Origin of the sequence: Isoptericola chiayiensis (assembly GCF_013149805.1) — a bacterium.
Classification (GTDB): Bacteria; Actinomycetota; Actinomycetes; order Actinomycetales; family Cellulomonadaceae; genus Isoptericola; species Isoptericola chiayiensis.
This window is the reverse complement of sequence record NZ_JABEZT010000001.1, coordinates 248,421-262,918: the sequence shown is the minus strand read 5'-3', so window position 1 is coordinate 262,918 and position 14,498 is coordinate 248,421. Positions and strand designations below refer to the sequence as shown.

Here is a 14,498-nt window from a genome sequence, read left to right as displayed (position 1 = left end):
CCCTATCCGGCGTGCGGTCCGCGACCGCCCCGCGCGGGGCGGGCCGGTATCCTCGTACCCCGTGACGTCCGCAGCATCCCTCCCCGAGTCCCCCGTGGTCGCCGTCGTCGGCGGTGGCCAGCTCGCCCGCATGATGGCCCCCGCGGCCGCCGAGCTCGGCGTGCACCTGCGCGTCCTGGTCGAGGGGCCGACGACGTCGGCCGCCCAGGTCGTCGTCGACGCCCCCGTGGGCGCGGCCGCGGACGAGGTGGCGGTGCGCGCGCTGGTGGCCCCGGCAGACGGCGCGGCCGCCGACGTGCTGACCTTCGAGCACGAGCACGTGCCGAACGCCCTGCTGGGCGACGTCGCCGCCCACGGCACCCCCGTGCACCCCGGACCGCACGCGCTCGTGCACGCCCAGGACAAGATCGTGATGCGCCGGCGCCTGACCGAGCTCGGCGTGCCGTGCCCGCGCTGGACCGCGCTGCCCTCCGACGTCGCGGCCGCCCGCGAGGCGCTGGGGGCCTTCCTGGACGCGACCCACGACGGCCGCGCCGTGGTCAAGACCGCCCGTGGCGGCTACGACGGCAAGGGCGTGCGCGTCGTCTCCGCGGCCGACCAGGTCGACGACTGGGTCGCCGCGCACCTCGACGGCGGACCGGAGCTGCTCGTCGAGGCCAAGGTGCCGTTCACCCGCGAGCTCGCCGTGCTCGTCGCCCGCCGGCCCTCCGGCGAGGTGCGGACCTGGCCCGTCGTCGAGTCGACCCAGCGGGACGGGGTCTGCGCCGAGGTCGTCGCCCCCGCCCCGGGCCTCGACGACACCCTGGCGCGACGGGCCCGCGACGTGGCGGTGCGCATCGCCGAGGGTCTCGACGTCACCGGCGTGCTCGCCGTGGAGATGTTCGAGGTGGTCGGCGTGGACGGCACCAGCGAGGTGCTCGTCAACGAGCTCGCCATGCGTCCGCACAACTCCGGGCACTGGACCATCGACGGCGCGGTGACCAGCCAGTTCGAGCAGCACCTGCGCGCCGTCCTCGACCTGCCGCTGGGCGACACCGCTCCCGTGGCCCGCTGGACCGTCATGGCCAACGTCCTCGGGTCGGGGCTGGACCGGCTCACCGACGCGCTGCCCGCCGTCGGCACGCAGGTCCCCGAGGCCCGGGTCAACCTGTACGGCAAGGGGATCCGCCCCGGCCGCAAGCTCGGCCACGTCAACGTCAGCGGCGACGACCTGGACGAGGTCCGCCGTCGTGCCCGCACCGCCGCCGCGCTCCTGCGCGGCGAGGACCCCGCGAACCTGGAGGACTGATGAGCAACGCACCCGCCGTCGGGATCGTCATGGGGTCGGACTCCGACTGGCCCGTCATGGAGGGCGCCGCCGACGCGCTCGACGAGCTCGGCGTCACCTACGAGGTCGACGTCGTCTCCGCCCACCGCATGCCCACCGAGATGATCGACTACGGCCGCGAGGCCGCCGGTCGCGGGCTGCGGGCGATCGTCGCCGGCGCCGGGGGAGCGGCGCACCTGCCCGGCATGCTCGCCGCCGTCACCCCGCTTCCCGTCATCGGGGTCCCGGTGCCGCTCAAGCACCTCGACGGGATGGACTCCCTGCTGTCGATCGTGCAGATGCCCGCCGGCGTGCCCGTGGCCACCGTGTCCATCGGCGGGGCCCGCAACGCCGGCCTGCTCGCCGCGCAGATCCTCGGGGCGGGCGTCGACGACGAGTCGCTGGCGCTGCGCGAGCGGATGGTCGCCTTCCAGGAGAACCTGCGCGACGTCGCGCACGCCAAGGGGGAGCGGCTGCGGGCGTCCCGCGCCGGGCACTGAGCCTGTCCCCGAGCTCTTCGCCCGGTCCGCTCAGAGCCCTGTCCGCTCAGAGCCCGCCGACGGTGCTGCCGGGCTCCAGCTCGCCGTCGCGCACGTCGACCCAGAACTGGTCGGCGTCGTCGGACAGCAGCACCGTCGAGCCGACGCCGCCACCGGGGTTGTACCCGGGGTCCGCGATCGGCGGGGTGCCGGTCACGCCCTCCGGGCCGGTGGCGGACTTGAACGCCAGCGCGAGCCGGCCGAGGTCGATCATGCCCGTGTCCTCGTCGACGAGCAGCGCGTCGGTGCCCGCCTCGACGAGCTGGACCTGGTCGATCGGGTTGAGCAGCACGCTCGGCTGGACCACCTTGTCGGCCGTGGCCGCGATGACCTGCCGCTGGCGCTCGGCCCGGCCGATGTCACCCTTCGGGTCGGAGTAGCGCATCCGCGAGAACGCCAGGGCCGTCGCGCCGTCGGCCTGGTGGCAGCCGGCCTCCCACACGAGCTCCGAGCGCTTGTCGTCGACGTCGTAGTCCAGGCACAGCTCGACGCCACCGACGGCGTCGACGATCTCCTGGAGGCTGCCGAAGCCGATCTCCGCGTAGTGGTCGACCGTCAGGCCGGTCAGCTGTTCGACGGACTCGACGAGGAGCGGGGGACCGCCCCAGGCGTAGGCCGAGTTGATCTTGCTCGCACCCTCGCCGGGGATCTCGGCGTAGGTGTCGCGCGGGATCGAGATGAGCGCCGTCGGACCGCTGCGGGGCTGGTGCAGCACCATGATGGTGTCCGTGCGGGCGCCGGCGGTGCCGTCGTCGATCCCGCCCGAGCCGCGGGCGTCCGAACCGGCCAGCAGGTACGTGGTGCCCGAGGTCCCCTCGGCGCCGGAGAGCGCCTCGGTGTGCTGGATCTTGCCGTTCGCCCAGATCAGGAGCCCGACGGGCCAGGCCAGCAGCAGCACCAGGAGCAGGGCGAGGACCAGCGCGGCGACGCGGCCCTTGCGGATGCGGATGCCGCCCGAACCGCCGTCCCGGCCCGACGGCGGTGCTGCGGCAGGGGCGGGACGTGGCTGTGCCGGTGCCGCCCCCGCGCGTCGGGGCTGCTGCGACGGGGGACGGGTGGGCTGACGCTCGGCGGCACGGTGGGTCGACCCGACGGCCGGCGCGTAGGACTGGGGCTTGCGTTGCGGGGTCGCCGACCTCCGCTGCGGCGTGACGGGGATCTCGCGCGACGACTGCCGGCGCACCCGTGGCTCACGAGGTTCCATCGGGACGGCGTCGTCCCGCCGGCCGACCCGGCCCGAGGGGCGGGCCGGGGTGTCGGAACCGCCGACGGAGATGGCGTCGCCGTCCTGCCGGGGGCGCGACGAGCCGCCGCCGGCGGGCGTGAAGCTCGGGGGGATGCGTCGCTCGTCGCTCATGCGATCACCCGCACACCGAGGTCACGTCCGCGCCGGTGAAGGCTTCCTCACCGGCGTCGCGGGTCTGGGTGGGCGACGGGGACTGCTCGGGCTCGGACGCCTCGGCGGTGCCCGCGTCGGTGGATCCGTCGCCGGCGTCGCCGCCGGCCGAGGCGTCGCCGCCCGCGTCGGTCGGGTCGTCCGACGACGTCTGCTCGTCGTCCCCGGACGACCCGCCCTCGGGCGACGCCGAGGGCTCCGGCTCGATCACGTCGCTGAGCGGGACGTCGCTGCGCAGGTTGTCGAACACCTGGACCGATTCCTCCGTGAGCACGACGTTGTTGGGGTTCGACGGGTCGTACTGCCACGGAACCGTCATGAACGCGATGGTGTCAGGCCGCAGCCCGCGGACGCTGTACGCCAGCCCGGCGAGTCCCTGGACGGAGGCGAAGTTGCTGCTCATCGTCAGCGACCCGGTCACGGCGTCCAGGAACCGCAGCAGCTGGGGGGAGTCGGTGAGCAGGTTCTGGCCGAGCACCGTCCGGGCGAGCGCCGCCATCAGCTCCTGCTGGCGACCGATCCGGCCGATGTCGGAGCCGTCGCCGAGCCCCTGGCCCGTGCGGGCGCGGGCGTACTTCAGGGCCGTCTCGCCGTCGAGGGACTGCACGCCCGCGGACAGCACCAGGTTGTCCGCCTTGGGGGAGTCGATGTCCTCGGGGATGCACATCTCCACGCCGTCGAGAGCGTCGATCATCGCCTCGAAGCCCGAGAAGTCCACCACCACGAACCCGTCCATGCGGACGTCGGTGATGGTCTCGACGGTCTTCATCGTGCACAGCGCGCCGGACTCGACGTCGTCGCCGTACAGGACGCCCTGGGCGAACGCGGAGTTGAACTTCACGCCGTACATCTCCGGCGTCGTCTCCCCGGCCGAGGTGGGGCACGAGGGCACGTCGATGGTGGTGTCGCGGGGGATCGACATGAGTTCGACACGCGATCTGTCCGCCGCGATGTGCATGATCATCGTCGTGTCGGACCGCGCGCCGTCCGTGCCGTCGTCGACCACGTCGCTGTTCGCCCCGCCCCGCGAGTCCGAGCCGAGCAGCAGGATGTTGAGCGCCTCCCCGGCGGACGGGTCGGCCGGTGGCTCCTTCGTCGGACGGTCCGTCCCGAGCGCCGCTTCGGCGTCCACCGCGGTGATGTTGCCCGTCAGCGTCAGGGCAGCGGTGCCCGCGCCGACCGTGACGAACGCCAGCGCGGCCGTCATGGCCAGCCCGACGACCCGCGCCACCGAGCGCCGCCCCAGGTCGCGCGCGTGCGACGGACCCTTGGCGGGGTCGCGGCGCGGCGCGGCGTGGCGGGCAGGGCGGTCACTCACGGTAGGTGAGCATAGATGCTCAGTGCTGCCGGACTGCGCCGTCGGCGGGCCGAGGACGTAGAGGAGTTGTGAGGGTCAGAGGCGCGACCCCACGGGGAACTGGCGCTTCGTGACCTTGAGGATCACCTGGACGTCAGGGTTGTTGCCGCCGTTGAGCTGGCGCGCGCGGGCCTTGGAGACGGGCCGCAGGACACCGTCTCGCAGCACGTACCACTGGGACTGCTTCCGCACGCGCACCACGACGGGATTCGGATGGCCCAGCCTGTCGAACTGCTTCATGAGCGCCTTGCTCCAGTGCTGTGTGGTCGTGCCGCCTCGGAGGTCGCCGCTCCGGTCGACCCGCAACAGCCCCTGCCTTGTCATGAGGAAGTCGCGGCCGTTGCGGCGGCTGACGACGCCCGAGGTCTTGGCGACCTTCGGCATGCGCGACACGCTCGAACCATCCAAGTACCCCGTGTCGAGGTCGCCGAGCGGTGTTCGCCGCAGGAGGTACTTGTTGATGTAGCCGTGCTTGTTGCCCGCGGTGACCAGTCGGTGGTTGCCGTTGGTGCGGTTGACCACGACGACGCCGGCGCGCACGAAGGGGTTGCCGTACGGCAGTTTCCGTACCGCGCTCGGCGCCAAAGTCACCTTCTTGGTCAGCTTTCCAGCCTTTTCGAGCGAGAGAACATCGAAGGCCTCGCGCTTCTTGCCACGGTCGATCCGGAAGACGCGACCGTCGGTGAGCATCGCGGTGCGCTGCAGCCTGCCTCCGGGCTCGAAGGCGCGCCACTGCCACCGGGACACCTTGGTGGCCCGGCCGCAGCTGGCGCCGTACTCCTGGACGACCGAGCAGTAGGCGATGTGCTTGCGTCCGTTCTCGACCATCGCGAGATTGCCGTTGGGGTTCTGGACGAAAGTGCCGTCCGGTATGCCTTTCTGCGCCTGTTCCGCGGCCGCTCGGTCCTGGGCGGCCTGGGCGCGGCGTCGGATCTCCCCGAGCTTGGGGTAGAGGTACCGGCCGGGGCATGCGGTGGAGGAGACGTCACGGTGCCCGAAGACACGGTTGAGCCGGGTGCCGTCGAGCGTGACCTGGCCGGTGGCCGGGACGTCGTGCAGCGACAGCTTCCAGGCGACGAGCCGCACGACGGCGGAGATCGACGCGGTGGTCGGACGGACGGCGTCGTAGTTGCCGATCATCGAGATGCCCGTCGAGGTCGCGTTGACGCCGATCGCGTGCCCGCCGGTCGTCTGGCGCGTGACCCCGCCGGCGCGTCCCTCCCAGATGCGGCCGTACCGGTCGACGAGGAAGTTGTAGCCGATGTCGCCCCAGTCGCGGGTCTGGGCGTGGTAGGCGTAGATGCCGCGGATGATGCGTGGCACGTCGGAGCGGCTGTAGCCGTTGGTGCCGGCGGTGTGGTGGATCGCGGCACCGCGCACGTCTCCCTGGCGCGGCGTCCAGGTCATGATCGACTCGTCGGCGCCCCAGTCGGCCCGGGACGCGATGCCGGGCCGGCTCGCGACGGGCATGGCCGCCACGGCGGACCCGCTCGGCGAGGTCTCCTCGGGCGGGACCGGCACGTCGTCGTCGGCGGAGGAGGTCCCCGGGTCGATCACGGTGAGCTCCAGGCCGCGGATGTCCGCGGCATCCTCGCCGGACACGCGTGCCTGGACGTGCGCGACGTCCCCGACGACGACGGGCTCGGTGCCGTCGAGTCGCCCGCGCGGCGAGGGCTCGACGGCGATCTCCTCCCAGTCGCTCCACGACGGGTCGTCGGCAGCCGGGTCCGGACGTTCGGTGGTGCGAACGTGCACGATCAGCGCGTGCTCGTCGGTGAGGTCTCCCGACCAGGTCACGCCGACGACGCCGAACCCGGTGACCGCGGCGTCGGCGACCAGGACCTCCTCGCCACCGGGAGCGGTGTCGGGCGTCGACGACTCGTCGGGCGCGGCCTCGGACTCGCTCTCGGCAGACGGCTCTCCCGACGGCTCTCCCGACGGCTCTGTCGTCGCCTCGGAGTCGGGCTCGGCGGACGGGGACTCCGAGCCCTCGGACTCGGAGTGCTCGTGCTCGTGCGCCGGCACTTCGTCGCCGGCGGCGTCGTCGGACTCGACGAACTCGGCCTCGGACGACTCCGGGGCGACGGGTTCGGGATCCTGGTCGGCGGCAGCCGGGACGTGCGTCGTCTCCGCCGTCCCCGTGGTGGTGGGGCCGGACGGGGCGGACGGTGCGGCGACGGCGCCGCCGGCCGGCAGGACGAGGGCGAAGGTCAGGACCCCGGCGACGCCGGCGGTGACTGCTCGCGGAGCTGTGGTACGCGTCACGTGAGGCACGGTACGACCGGGCAACCGAGTGCGCAGGTCGACGTGCGACACCTCGGGACGGGAGCGGAATGTCGGACCTGTCGCGTCCGTGGACCGGCGGAGAGTTCACCCGGACGTCATGCCGCCGCACCTGTCGAGCGGTAGGGCACGCTCCTAGACTCCCGGCATGCGGATCTCGGTGATCGGTCTGGGGTATCTGGGTGCGGTGCATGCGGCGTCGATGGCGTCGTTGGGGCACGAGGTCGTGGGTGTGGACGTGGATGCGGCCCGGGTGGAGGCGTTGGCTGGGGGGAAGGCGCCGTTCTTCGAGCCGGGGTTCGACGAGCTGTTGACGCGGGTGCAGGACACGTGTCGGTTGCAGGTGACGACGGACGTGGCTGCGGTGGCTGGTGCTCGGGTGCACTTCGTGTGCGTGGGTACGCCGCAGCAGGTGGGGTCGTTGGCGGCGGACCTGTCGTTCGTGGAGGCGGCGTTCGCGTCGGTGGTGGGGCAGGTGGCGCCGGGGGACGTGGTGGTGGGTAAGTCGACGGTGCCGGTGGGCACGGCGGCGCGGTTGGCGGGGCTGGTCGAGGCGGCGGGGGCGTCGTTGGTGTGGAACCCGGAGTTCCTGCGTGAGGGGTTCGCGGTCGAGGACACGTTGCACCCGGACCGGATCGTGTACGGGGTGGCTGATGGTGAGGCCGGGGTGCGGGCGGCGGGGGTGCTGGACGAGGTGTATGCGGCGGTGCTGGCCGAGCAGATGCCGCGGGTGGTGACGGACTATCCGACGGCGGAGCTGGTGAAGGTGGCGGCGAACTCGTTCCTGGCCACGAAGATCTCGTTCATCAACGCGATGGCGGAGCTGTGCGAGGTGGCCGGGGGCGACGTGACGCGGTTGGCGGACGCGATCGGGCACGACGCGCGGATCGGCCGGCGGTTCCTGAACGCGGGGCTGGGGTTCGGGGGTGGGTGTCTGCCCAAGGACATCCGGGCGTTCATGGCGCGGGCGGACGAGCTGGGTGCGCCGGAGGCGGTGGCGTTCCTGGGGGAGGTGGACGCGATCAACACGCGGCGGCGGGTGCGGATGGTGGAGCTGGCCGGACAGGTGCTGGGCGGGGACGTGGCGGGTCGGCGGGTGGTGGTGCTGGGAGCGGCGTTCAAGCCGGACTCGGACGACGTGCGTGACTCGCCGGCGCTGGACGTGGCGGCGCGGCTGGGTGAGGCGGGTGCGGACGTGGTGGTGCACGATCCGCAGGCGATCGACAACGCGCGGCTCAAGGCTCCTGAGCTGGTCTACGAGTCGGACCTGGAGGCGGCGCTGTCGGGGGCGGAGGCGGTGCTGGTGCTGACCGAGTGGCGCGTGTACAAGGATCTGGACCCGGTCCGGGCCGGGTCCCTGGTCGGGGCGCGCAACGTCCTGGACGGCCGCAACGCGTTGGACCGTGAGTCGTGGCAGGCCGCCGGATGGCGGTACCGCGCCCTCGGCCGCGCCTGAACGCGGCCGTCAGAGCCCGTCGGTGATCTGCTCGGTCGCGACCAGCCGTTCCAGGCGAGCCGGGTCGGCCGTCAGCTCGGCGAGCGGGCCGGCACCGACCAGGACGACGGAACCGCCCCGGGCCCACACGGAGACGGCCTCGGCCAGCACCTCGTCCACCGCGGCGTCCCCGCGGACCAGCGTGCGTCCGGCCGCGTCGCCGGCGGTGACGGCGCCCAGCCGGTCCAGCGGTGTGCGGGTCCCGGCCGCGGGGTCGAAGCCGATGACGTCCCCGTAGGTCATGACGGCCGCGGCGGCGTCGACGGCGCCGTCCGGCAGGTCGCCGTCGAACCGGCGGGCGAGGGCCGGCAGCGCGACGGCGACCAGCTCGTCGGCGTCCGGCCAGGCCGACGGACGTGACGTGACCACGACGTCGACCACCGCTGCACCACCCGCAGGGTCCGCCGTCGGGTCGGTCAGGCCGACCGCTGCGCCGCAGCGGGCCGCGGCCAACGACCAGACGACCTGCCGCCAGCCCGCGGGCAGGTCGACGGCGACGGTGCTGCCGGGGTCGACGTCGAACTCCTCGACCAGAAGATTGACGGTCTTGGCGACCCAGTTGTCGAGCACGGCGCCGGACAGCTCGATCCGTTCCCCGGCCTCGCCGTACCACGTCAGGGCAGGTCGCCCGCCGGTGGATCGCAGGTGGTCGAGCAGGTCAGGGACGGTGCTGGGGGAGTGTGCCACCGCACCAGCCTACGAGCGCGGCCCGGTCCCGGAGGACCTCAATTCGACCTCAGGTCGGGGTGAACGAGGGGTGCAGATGGCGGCGCTAGCACATTTCGGCTTGACGCCTTGTGATGACACGCGTGTAATTCCATATATGCAGTTTCCTCGAGAAGGGCATGGAGGGGCACGCCATGTGGAACTTGCTCGACGGGGACCAGGAGGTCTTCCCGTCTGACGTCGGCAGCACGACGGACCATGTAGCACCGGTCCTCCCGCTGTTCGGCCAGGGCGACGTCGACGACGACGAGACCCTGCTGGGGTGGCAGGAACGAGCTCTGTGCGCCCAGACCGACCCGGAGGCCTTCTTCCCGGAGAAGGGCGGGTCGACGCGCGAGGCCAAGAAGGTCTGCGCTTCCTGCGACGTGCGCAGCGAGTGCCTGGACTACGCGCTCGAGCACGACGAGCGGTTCGGGATCTGGGGAGGTCTGTCCGAGCGCGAGCGCCGCAAGCTCAAGCGGCGCGCCGTCTGAGCGATATCCCACGCGTCGCCGTCCGGGCGCCGCATCATGGCGGGCAGGATGACTGCACCGCACCTGACCCAGGATCCCTCGCGAGCGAGCGCCGCGCCGACGGCGCCCGGGCCCGAGGCCGTGCTGGGCGTGCCCCCACGGACCGCCGTCACGGTGACCGCCGTCGTGGTCACGCACGGCCGGACGCCCTTCCTGCAGGCCACGCTCGCGGCCCTCGGCGCGCAGGACCGTGCGCCTGACGACGTCGTCGTCGTCGACACGGACGCAGCCCGGTCCACCGGTGACCACGACGGTCTGCGCATGGGCGACCACCGCTACGTCCCCGCCCCGTCGGCCCGCAGCCTCGGAGACGCCGTCGACCGTGCCGTGACGGCGGAGGCCGAGGAGGGCGACCCGGACGGGGAGCCCGGCGGCTGGATCTGGATCCTGCACGACGACTCCGCCCCGGCACCCGACGCCCTGGGCCGACTGCTGCGTGCCGTCGAGCACTCCGCCGCGGTGGCCGTCGCGGGGTGCAAGCAGCGTCGCTGGACCCTCGAGGCCGACGGGCGTCCCGCCGCACCTGACCCGGCCCGGCCGGGGCTCCTCGTCGAGGTGGGTTACACGGTCTCGCCCCTGGGCCGCAGGATGACCGGCATCGACGAGTCGGAGATCGACCAGGGCCAGCACGACGCCCGCGAGGACGTCCTCGCGGTGGGCCTCGCCGGAGCGCTGGTGCGGCGCCGCGTGTGGACCGAGCTGGGCGGTACCGACCCGGAGGCGGGCGTCTTCGGTGACAGCCTCGACCTGTGCCGGCGGGCTCGCCTGGCCGGGCACCGGGTCGTCGTGGTGCCCGACGCCGTCGTCCACCACGCGCAGGCGTCGCTGCGAGGTCTACGTCGTCCGCGCACCCACCGTGCCCGGGGTACGGCGTCGTCCGCCTACGCCCGTCGTCGCAGCCAGCTGTACGCCCGCCTGGTGTCGGTGCCGTTGCCGCTGCTCCCGCTGGCCCTGGTGGCCATGGTGGTGTGGGCGCCGTTCGTGGCGGGCTACCGCCTCGCGCTGAAGAGTCCTGCCGGGGCGCGCGACGAGATCCTGGCGCCGCTGGTCACCGTGCTGCGTGTGGTGCCCCTGGTCCGGGGCCGACGTCGTGCCGCCCGTACCCGGAGCCTGCCGCGCCGGGTGCTGCGGCCGCTGCGGGCCGACTGGCGGCAGGTGGCCGCCGAGCGGCGCGACGCCCGGCTCACCCGCGCCGAGACGCTGCGTGCGCGGCGTCAGCTCACCGACCTGGAGCGTGCCGAGCTGAGGCGCCTGGCCGCGCGGCGCCGCGTCGGGCTGACGTGCGTGCTGCTCGTCTCCGTTGCGGTGGCCGTCGCCGCCTTCGCGCCCTGGCAGGGTGTGCTCGCCGACGGCGGTCGGATCGTCGGCGGGGCGCTGCTGCCCGCACCCGCGGGCCTGGCCGAGACGTTCGACGCCGCCACGTCGGGCTGGGTGCGCGACGGCCTGGGGACGGCGGCGCCCGCGGATCCCTGGCTGGCGGTGGTGACCCTCCTGACCGTCCTCGCCGGGGGGAGCGCCCAGCTCGCCGTCAACCTGCTCGTCGTGGCGGCGCTGCCGCTCGCCGCGCTCGCCGGGTGGTTCGGGGCCGGTGCGGTGACCCGGTCGGTGTGGGCGCGCGCCGCTGCGGCGCTGTGCTGGGCCGCGGCGCCGACCTTCCTCGACTCCCTCGGCACCGGGCGGCTCGCGGCCGTGGTCGCACACCTGACGTTGCCCTGGGTGCTGCTCGCCGGGGTCCGCGCCGTCGGAGTGCAGGCCCGGGACGACGTCGGGCCGGCCCCGGAGCGCCGAGGGTCGCTCGGTGCGGGCGCGGCCGCCGCCCTCCTGCTCGCCGTCGCCGTCGGCGCGGCCCCGGTGCTCCTGCCGGTCGCGCTCGTTGTCATGGTGGCCGGGATCGTCCTGCGTCCGCGGTACTGGCGGCGGCTGTCCCTCGTCGTCGTCCCCGCGGCGGTGGTGGGGCTGCCGTTCTGGTGGCAGGCCGTCTCGACGTGGTCGGACGGCGGCTGGCGTCTGCTGCTGGCCGAGCCGGGGGCCGCCCGTGCGGCGACGACGCCCGACGGGCTGTCGCTGCTGCTCGGGTTCCCGCTGCACCGTGACCTGCCGACGGTACCGGGCGACCCGCTCGAGGTGCTGGTCGCGATCGTGCCGTGGCTGCTGGGTGCCGGTGTGCTGGGGCTGGCCCTGGTGGCGCTCTTCGGGGGCGAGCGGGTCGTGGCGGCGCGCGTCGCGGTCGGTGCGGCGGCGGTCGGGCTGCTGGCGGCGCTGCTCGCCGCCGGCACCGTCGTGGCGGCCGGGACGCCGGCGGACGGCGCGGCCGTCCCGGTGCACGGCTGGCCGTCGGTCGGTCTGTCGGTGCTGCTGCTCGGCCTGGGGGTCGCGGCGCTCGGGGTCACGGCGGCACCGGGCGGGCGTCCGTTGCGCCGTGCCGCCGTGGGCCTCCTCGCCGCCGCGGCCCTCGTGGTGCCCACCGCCGGGCTGGCCGCCTGGTGGGTCGACGACGTCGACGACGGGTCCGTCGACCAGCTGGTCGCCGCGACGGCCGGCACCGTGCCGGCCGTCGGGCAGCAGGTCCAGGCGCCCCCGCGCAGCGCCCGGGTGCTGCAGCTCGAGCCGGTCGACGGAGCCGTCGAGTACGCCGTGCTGCACGCCGACGGCTCCAGCCTGCTGGACTCGTCCACGGTGGTCCGGGCCCGCGCGGCCGGCGTGCTGGAGGCCCCCGGACGTGCCGACGTCGCCGCGCTGGACGCGGCCGTCGCCCAGCTGTCCGCCGGAGCCGGACCCGGTACCACCGAGCGTCTGTCCGCCCTCGGCGTCGGCGCCGTGCAGGTCCCGGCCGGCACCGACAGCGAGCTGGTCACCTCTCTGGACCTGACGCCCGGCCTCGCGCGCAGCACCCAGGACGGCACGCTCGTCTGGCGTGTCGCGGGCGCGCCCGTCGAACCGGCCTGGGCGGTGCTCCACGAGGGTCTTCCGGCGACCGGGGAGACCGCGCTGCGCTCCGTGGCGGCGGACGGGCGGGTCGTGGCGGACCGTGTCGGCCCGGGTCCCGACTCCCGCGTGCTGGTGCTCGCCGAGACCGCCGACCCGGGCTGGCGGGCCACCCTGGACGGGCGTCGCCTGACCGCCGTGGAGGCCGACGGCCGGCAGGCGTTCGAGGTGGGGCCCGACGGCGGACGCCTGGTGGTCGAGCACGACGTCCCGTCCCGGACGCCCTGGCTCGTCCTGGCCGGGCTCGTGCTGGTCGTGTTCGTGCTGCTGGCCCTGCCGGTCGCACGACGGAGGTCACGATGAGTCGCGCCGCGCAGTGGGGCCGCACGGCCGCCGTGGTCGCCACCGGGATCGTCGTGGCCGGAGGGCTGGCCGCCACGGCCGCCGTCGGGCAGGACTGGGTCGACCGGTGGACCGGGGCGGAGCAGTCCGCCGTCGCCGCGGGGACGCGAGAGGTCCCGGTGGATCCGTCCGAGACACACCTCGTCTGCCCGCGACCCGTGAGCCTGCCGCAGGGCGCCGACGTCGGTGACGACCAGTTCAGCGCCTCCCAGGACGTGGCCTCGGGGCTGGCTGCCGTCGTCCTCGGGGCCGACGGCGCCGAGACCCGCGGGCTCGGCGGAGGGCGGGAGGCGGAGCTCACCGGCGGTGCGGACGCCGACGTGCTCACCACGCCGGTGGAACGCCCCCGGGTGCTCTCCGCGATGCCCCAAGGCTCTGCTCTGCGCGCGGCCGCGGCGACGGGGTCGGTGACCACCGCCGGCGACCTGCGCGGTCTGGCGGCGGCGTCCTGCCAGGAGCCCGCGACGGAGCACTGGCTCGTCGGCGGCGACAGCGAGGTCGGGTCCAGCGCGCTGCTGGTCGTGCAGAACCCGAGCGCCCGTCCCGCGGCGGTCGCCGTGCAGGTGTACGGGCCGAACGGGCCCGTCGCGGTCGGGGGCCAGGGGGAGTTCACCGTCGCAGCGGGTGAGCAGGAGGTGGTCCGGCTCGACTCCCTCGCCCCCGAGCAGAGGCGTCTCGCCGTGCACGTGGCGGCCTCGGGGACACGCGTCACCGCCACGATGCAGATCCAGGCCATCGACGGGCTCGTGCCGGCCGGTGTCGACCTCGTCGAAGCCGGCGCCGCGCCGGGCGACGTCGTGGCGGTCGACGGCGTCGTCTCCCGCGGCGAGGAGCTCGAGGACGACCACGCGCCGGTGCTGTGGCTGCTGAACCCGGGGGACCGGAGCGGGACGGCTCGCCTGACCGTCCTGGGCCCCGACGGTCCGGTGACCCTGCGGGGCGCCGAGCAGGTCGAGCTCGCCGCGGGCGCGGTCACGGCCGTGCCGGTGGGCGGGCTGCCGGCCGGGACCTACACGGTCCGGGTCGACGCCGACGTCTCCGTGGCCGCCGCGGCACGGGTCTCCGTGCCCGGCGAGCAGCCGGAGGACTCGGTGGTCGACGGCACGCCGCACGACGTCGCGTGGAGCGCCGGGCAGGTGCTGCCGGACCCCGGGGCCCCCGTCGCCGCGCAGGTGGCCCTGCCTCCGACGGCTGCCGGAGCCACCGTGGCACTGACGGCCGTGCCGCCCGCCGGCGCGGACGACGTCACGGGCGAGCTCACCGCCACCGTCCGCGGGGTCGACGCCGCGGGCGACGTGGCGGGCGAGCAGGCCGTCACCGTCCCGGTCGGCTCGACGGTGGAGGTGCCGGTCGCGGACTTCGGTGCCGAGGTCGGTGTGCTCGTCGACACCGACGGTGACCGGGAGGGCTCCGCTGTGCTCACCTGGTCCGTGCGCTTGCGGGCCGACGACGGCACGGGAGCCGACGGCACCCTGGTCGCCACGCTCGACCCGACCGCGACGTCCGCGAGCGCGGGCAGCGTCTCCGTGCGGCGCGTGGACGTGCCCTGAGCAGCGG

Annotated in this window: 10 protein-coding genes; 6 read left to right on the top strand and 4 right to left on the bottom strand. The window is 74.5% G+C overall.

Annotation, left to right across the window (positions count from 1 at the left end):
* The first annotated feature begins 61 nt into the window (after positions 1-61).
* Both HDG68_RS01070 and purE read left to right on the top strand, forming a co-directional pair.
* Positions 62-1,288, top strand: coding sequence for a 5-(carboxyamino)imidazole ribonucleotide synthase (locus HDG68_RS01070; protein ID WP_172148448.1), 1,227 nt, complete (start codon positions 62-64; stop codon positions 1,286-1,288).
* Positions 1,288-1,806: a 5-(carboxyamino)imidazole ribonucleotide mutase gene (gene purE, locus HDG68_RS01065; protein WP_172148446.1), complete on the top strand. Its 519-nt coding sequence runs from the start codon at positions 1,288-1,290 to the stop codon at positions 1,804-1,806. The genes HDG68_RS01070 and purE overlap by 1 nt, the downstream gene beginning before the upstream one ends.
* 46 nt (positions 1,807-1,852) lie before the next feature.
* Here the strand turns inward: purE and HDG68_RS01060 are convergent, their stop codons facing one another.
* The 3 genes from HDG68_RS01060 to HDG68_RS17500 all read right to left on the bottom strand — a co-directional run bounded on the left by HDG68_RS01060 (position 1,853) and on the right by HDG68_RS17500 (position 6,863).
* On the bottom strand, positions 1,853-3,202 hold the full coding sequence (locus HDG68_RS01060; protein ID WP_172148444.1) for an LCP family protein: 1,350 nt from the start codon (positions 3,200-3,202) through the stop codon (positions 1,853-1,855).
* Positions 3,203-3,206: 4 nt separating this feature from the next.
* Positions 3,207-4,559 carry an LCP family protein gene (locus tag HDG68_RS01055; RefSeq protein WP_343037356.1) on the bottom strand — a complete coding sequence of 451 codons (1,353 nt, stop codon included), beginning with the start codon at positions 4,557-4,559 and terminating at the stop codon, positions 3,207-3,209.
* A 75-nt stretch (positions 4,560-4,634) separates the two neighbouring features.
* The gene (locus HDG68_RS17500; protein WP_172148442.1) at positions 4,635-6,863 is read right to left on the bottom strand and encodes an N-acetylmuramoyl-L-alanine amidase; all 2,229 of its coding nucleotides are present in this window, start codon (positions 6,861-6,863) and stop codon (positions 4,635-4,637) included.
* 166 nt (positions 6,864-7,029) lie between these two features.
* Between HDG68_RS17500 and HDG68_RS01045 the strand changes: the two genes are divergently transcribed.
* Positions 7,030-8,337, top strand: a complete 1,308-nt coding sequence (locus tag HDG68_RS01045; RefSeq protein ID WP_172148440.1) for a UDP-glucose dehydrogenase family protein — start codon at positions 7,030-7,032, stop codon at positions 8,335-8,337.
* Between the two features lie 9 nt (positions 8,338-8,346).
* Here the strand turns inward: HDG68_RS01045 and HDG68_RS01040 are convergent, their stop codons facing one another.
* The gene (locus HDG68_RS01040; RefSeq protein WP_172148430.1) at positions 8,347-9,063 is read right to left on the bottom strand and encodes a TIGR03089 family protein; all 717 of its coding nucleotides are present in this window, start codon (positions 9,061-9,063) and stop codon (positions 8,347-8,349) included.
* 173 nt (positions 9,064-9,236) lie between these two features.
* Here HDG68_RS01040 and HDG68_RS17285 point away from each other — a divergent pair, with 173 nt between their 5' ends.
* The 3 genes from HDG68_RS17285 to HDG68_RS01025 are packed head-to-tail and all read left to right on the top strand — an operon-like array spanning position 9,237 to position 14,491.
* Positions 9,237-9,575 carry a WhiB family transcriptional regulator gene (locus tag HDG68_RS17285; protein WP_172149082.1) on the top strand — a complete coding sequence of 113 codons (339 nt, stop codon included), beginning with the start codon at positions 9,237-9,239 and terminating at the stop codon, positions 9,573-9,575.
* 48 nt (positions 9,576-9,623) lie between these two features.
* On the top strand, positions 9,624-12,902 hold the full coding sequence (locus HDG68_RS01030) for a glycosyltransferase (protein WP_172148428.1): 3,279 nt from the start codon (positions 9,624-9,626) through the stop codon (positions 12,900-12,902).
* Entirely contained in the window at positions 12,899-14,491 is a 1,593-nt protein-coding gene (locus HDG68_RS01025; RefSeq protein ID WP_172148426.1) for a DUF5719 family protein, read from the top strand. The genes HDG68_RS01030 and HDG68_RS01025 overlap by 4 nt, the downstream gene beginning before the upstream one ends.
* The last annotated feature ends 7 nt before the right edge of the window (positions 14,492-14,498 follow it).

Bases quoted from the DNA above. Each gene is read 5' to 3' on its own strand.
- purE (WP_172148446.1), top strand. From the start codon at position 1,288: ATGAGCAACGCACCCGCCGTCGGGATCGTCATGGGGTCGGACTCCGAC.
- HDG68_RS01060 (WP_172148444.1), bottom strand. From the start codon at position 3,202: ATGAGCGACGAGCGACGCATCCCCCCGAGCTTCACGCCCGCCGGCGGC.
- HDG68_RS01045 (WP_172148440.1), top strand. From the start codon at position 7,030: ATGCGGATCTCGGTGATCGGTCTGGGGTATCTGGGTGCGGTGCATGCG.
- HDG68_RS17285 (WP_172149082.1), top strand. From the start codon at position 9,237: ATGTGGAACTTGCTCGACGGGGACCAGGAGGTCTTCCCGTCTGACGTC.
- HDG68_RS01030 (WP_172148428.1), top strand. From the start codon at position 9,624: ATGACTGCACCGCACCTGACCCAGGATCCCTCGCGAGCGAGCGCCGCG.
- HDG68_RS01025 (WP_172148426.1), top strand. From the start codon at position 12,899: ATGAGTCGCGCCGCGCAGTGGGGCCGCACGGCCGCCGTGGTCGCCACC.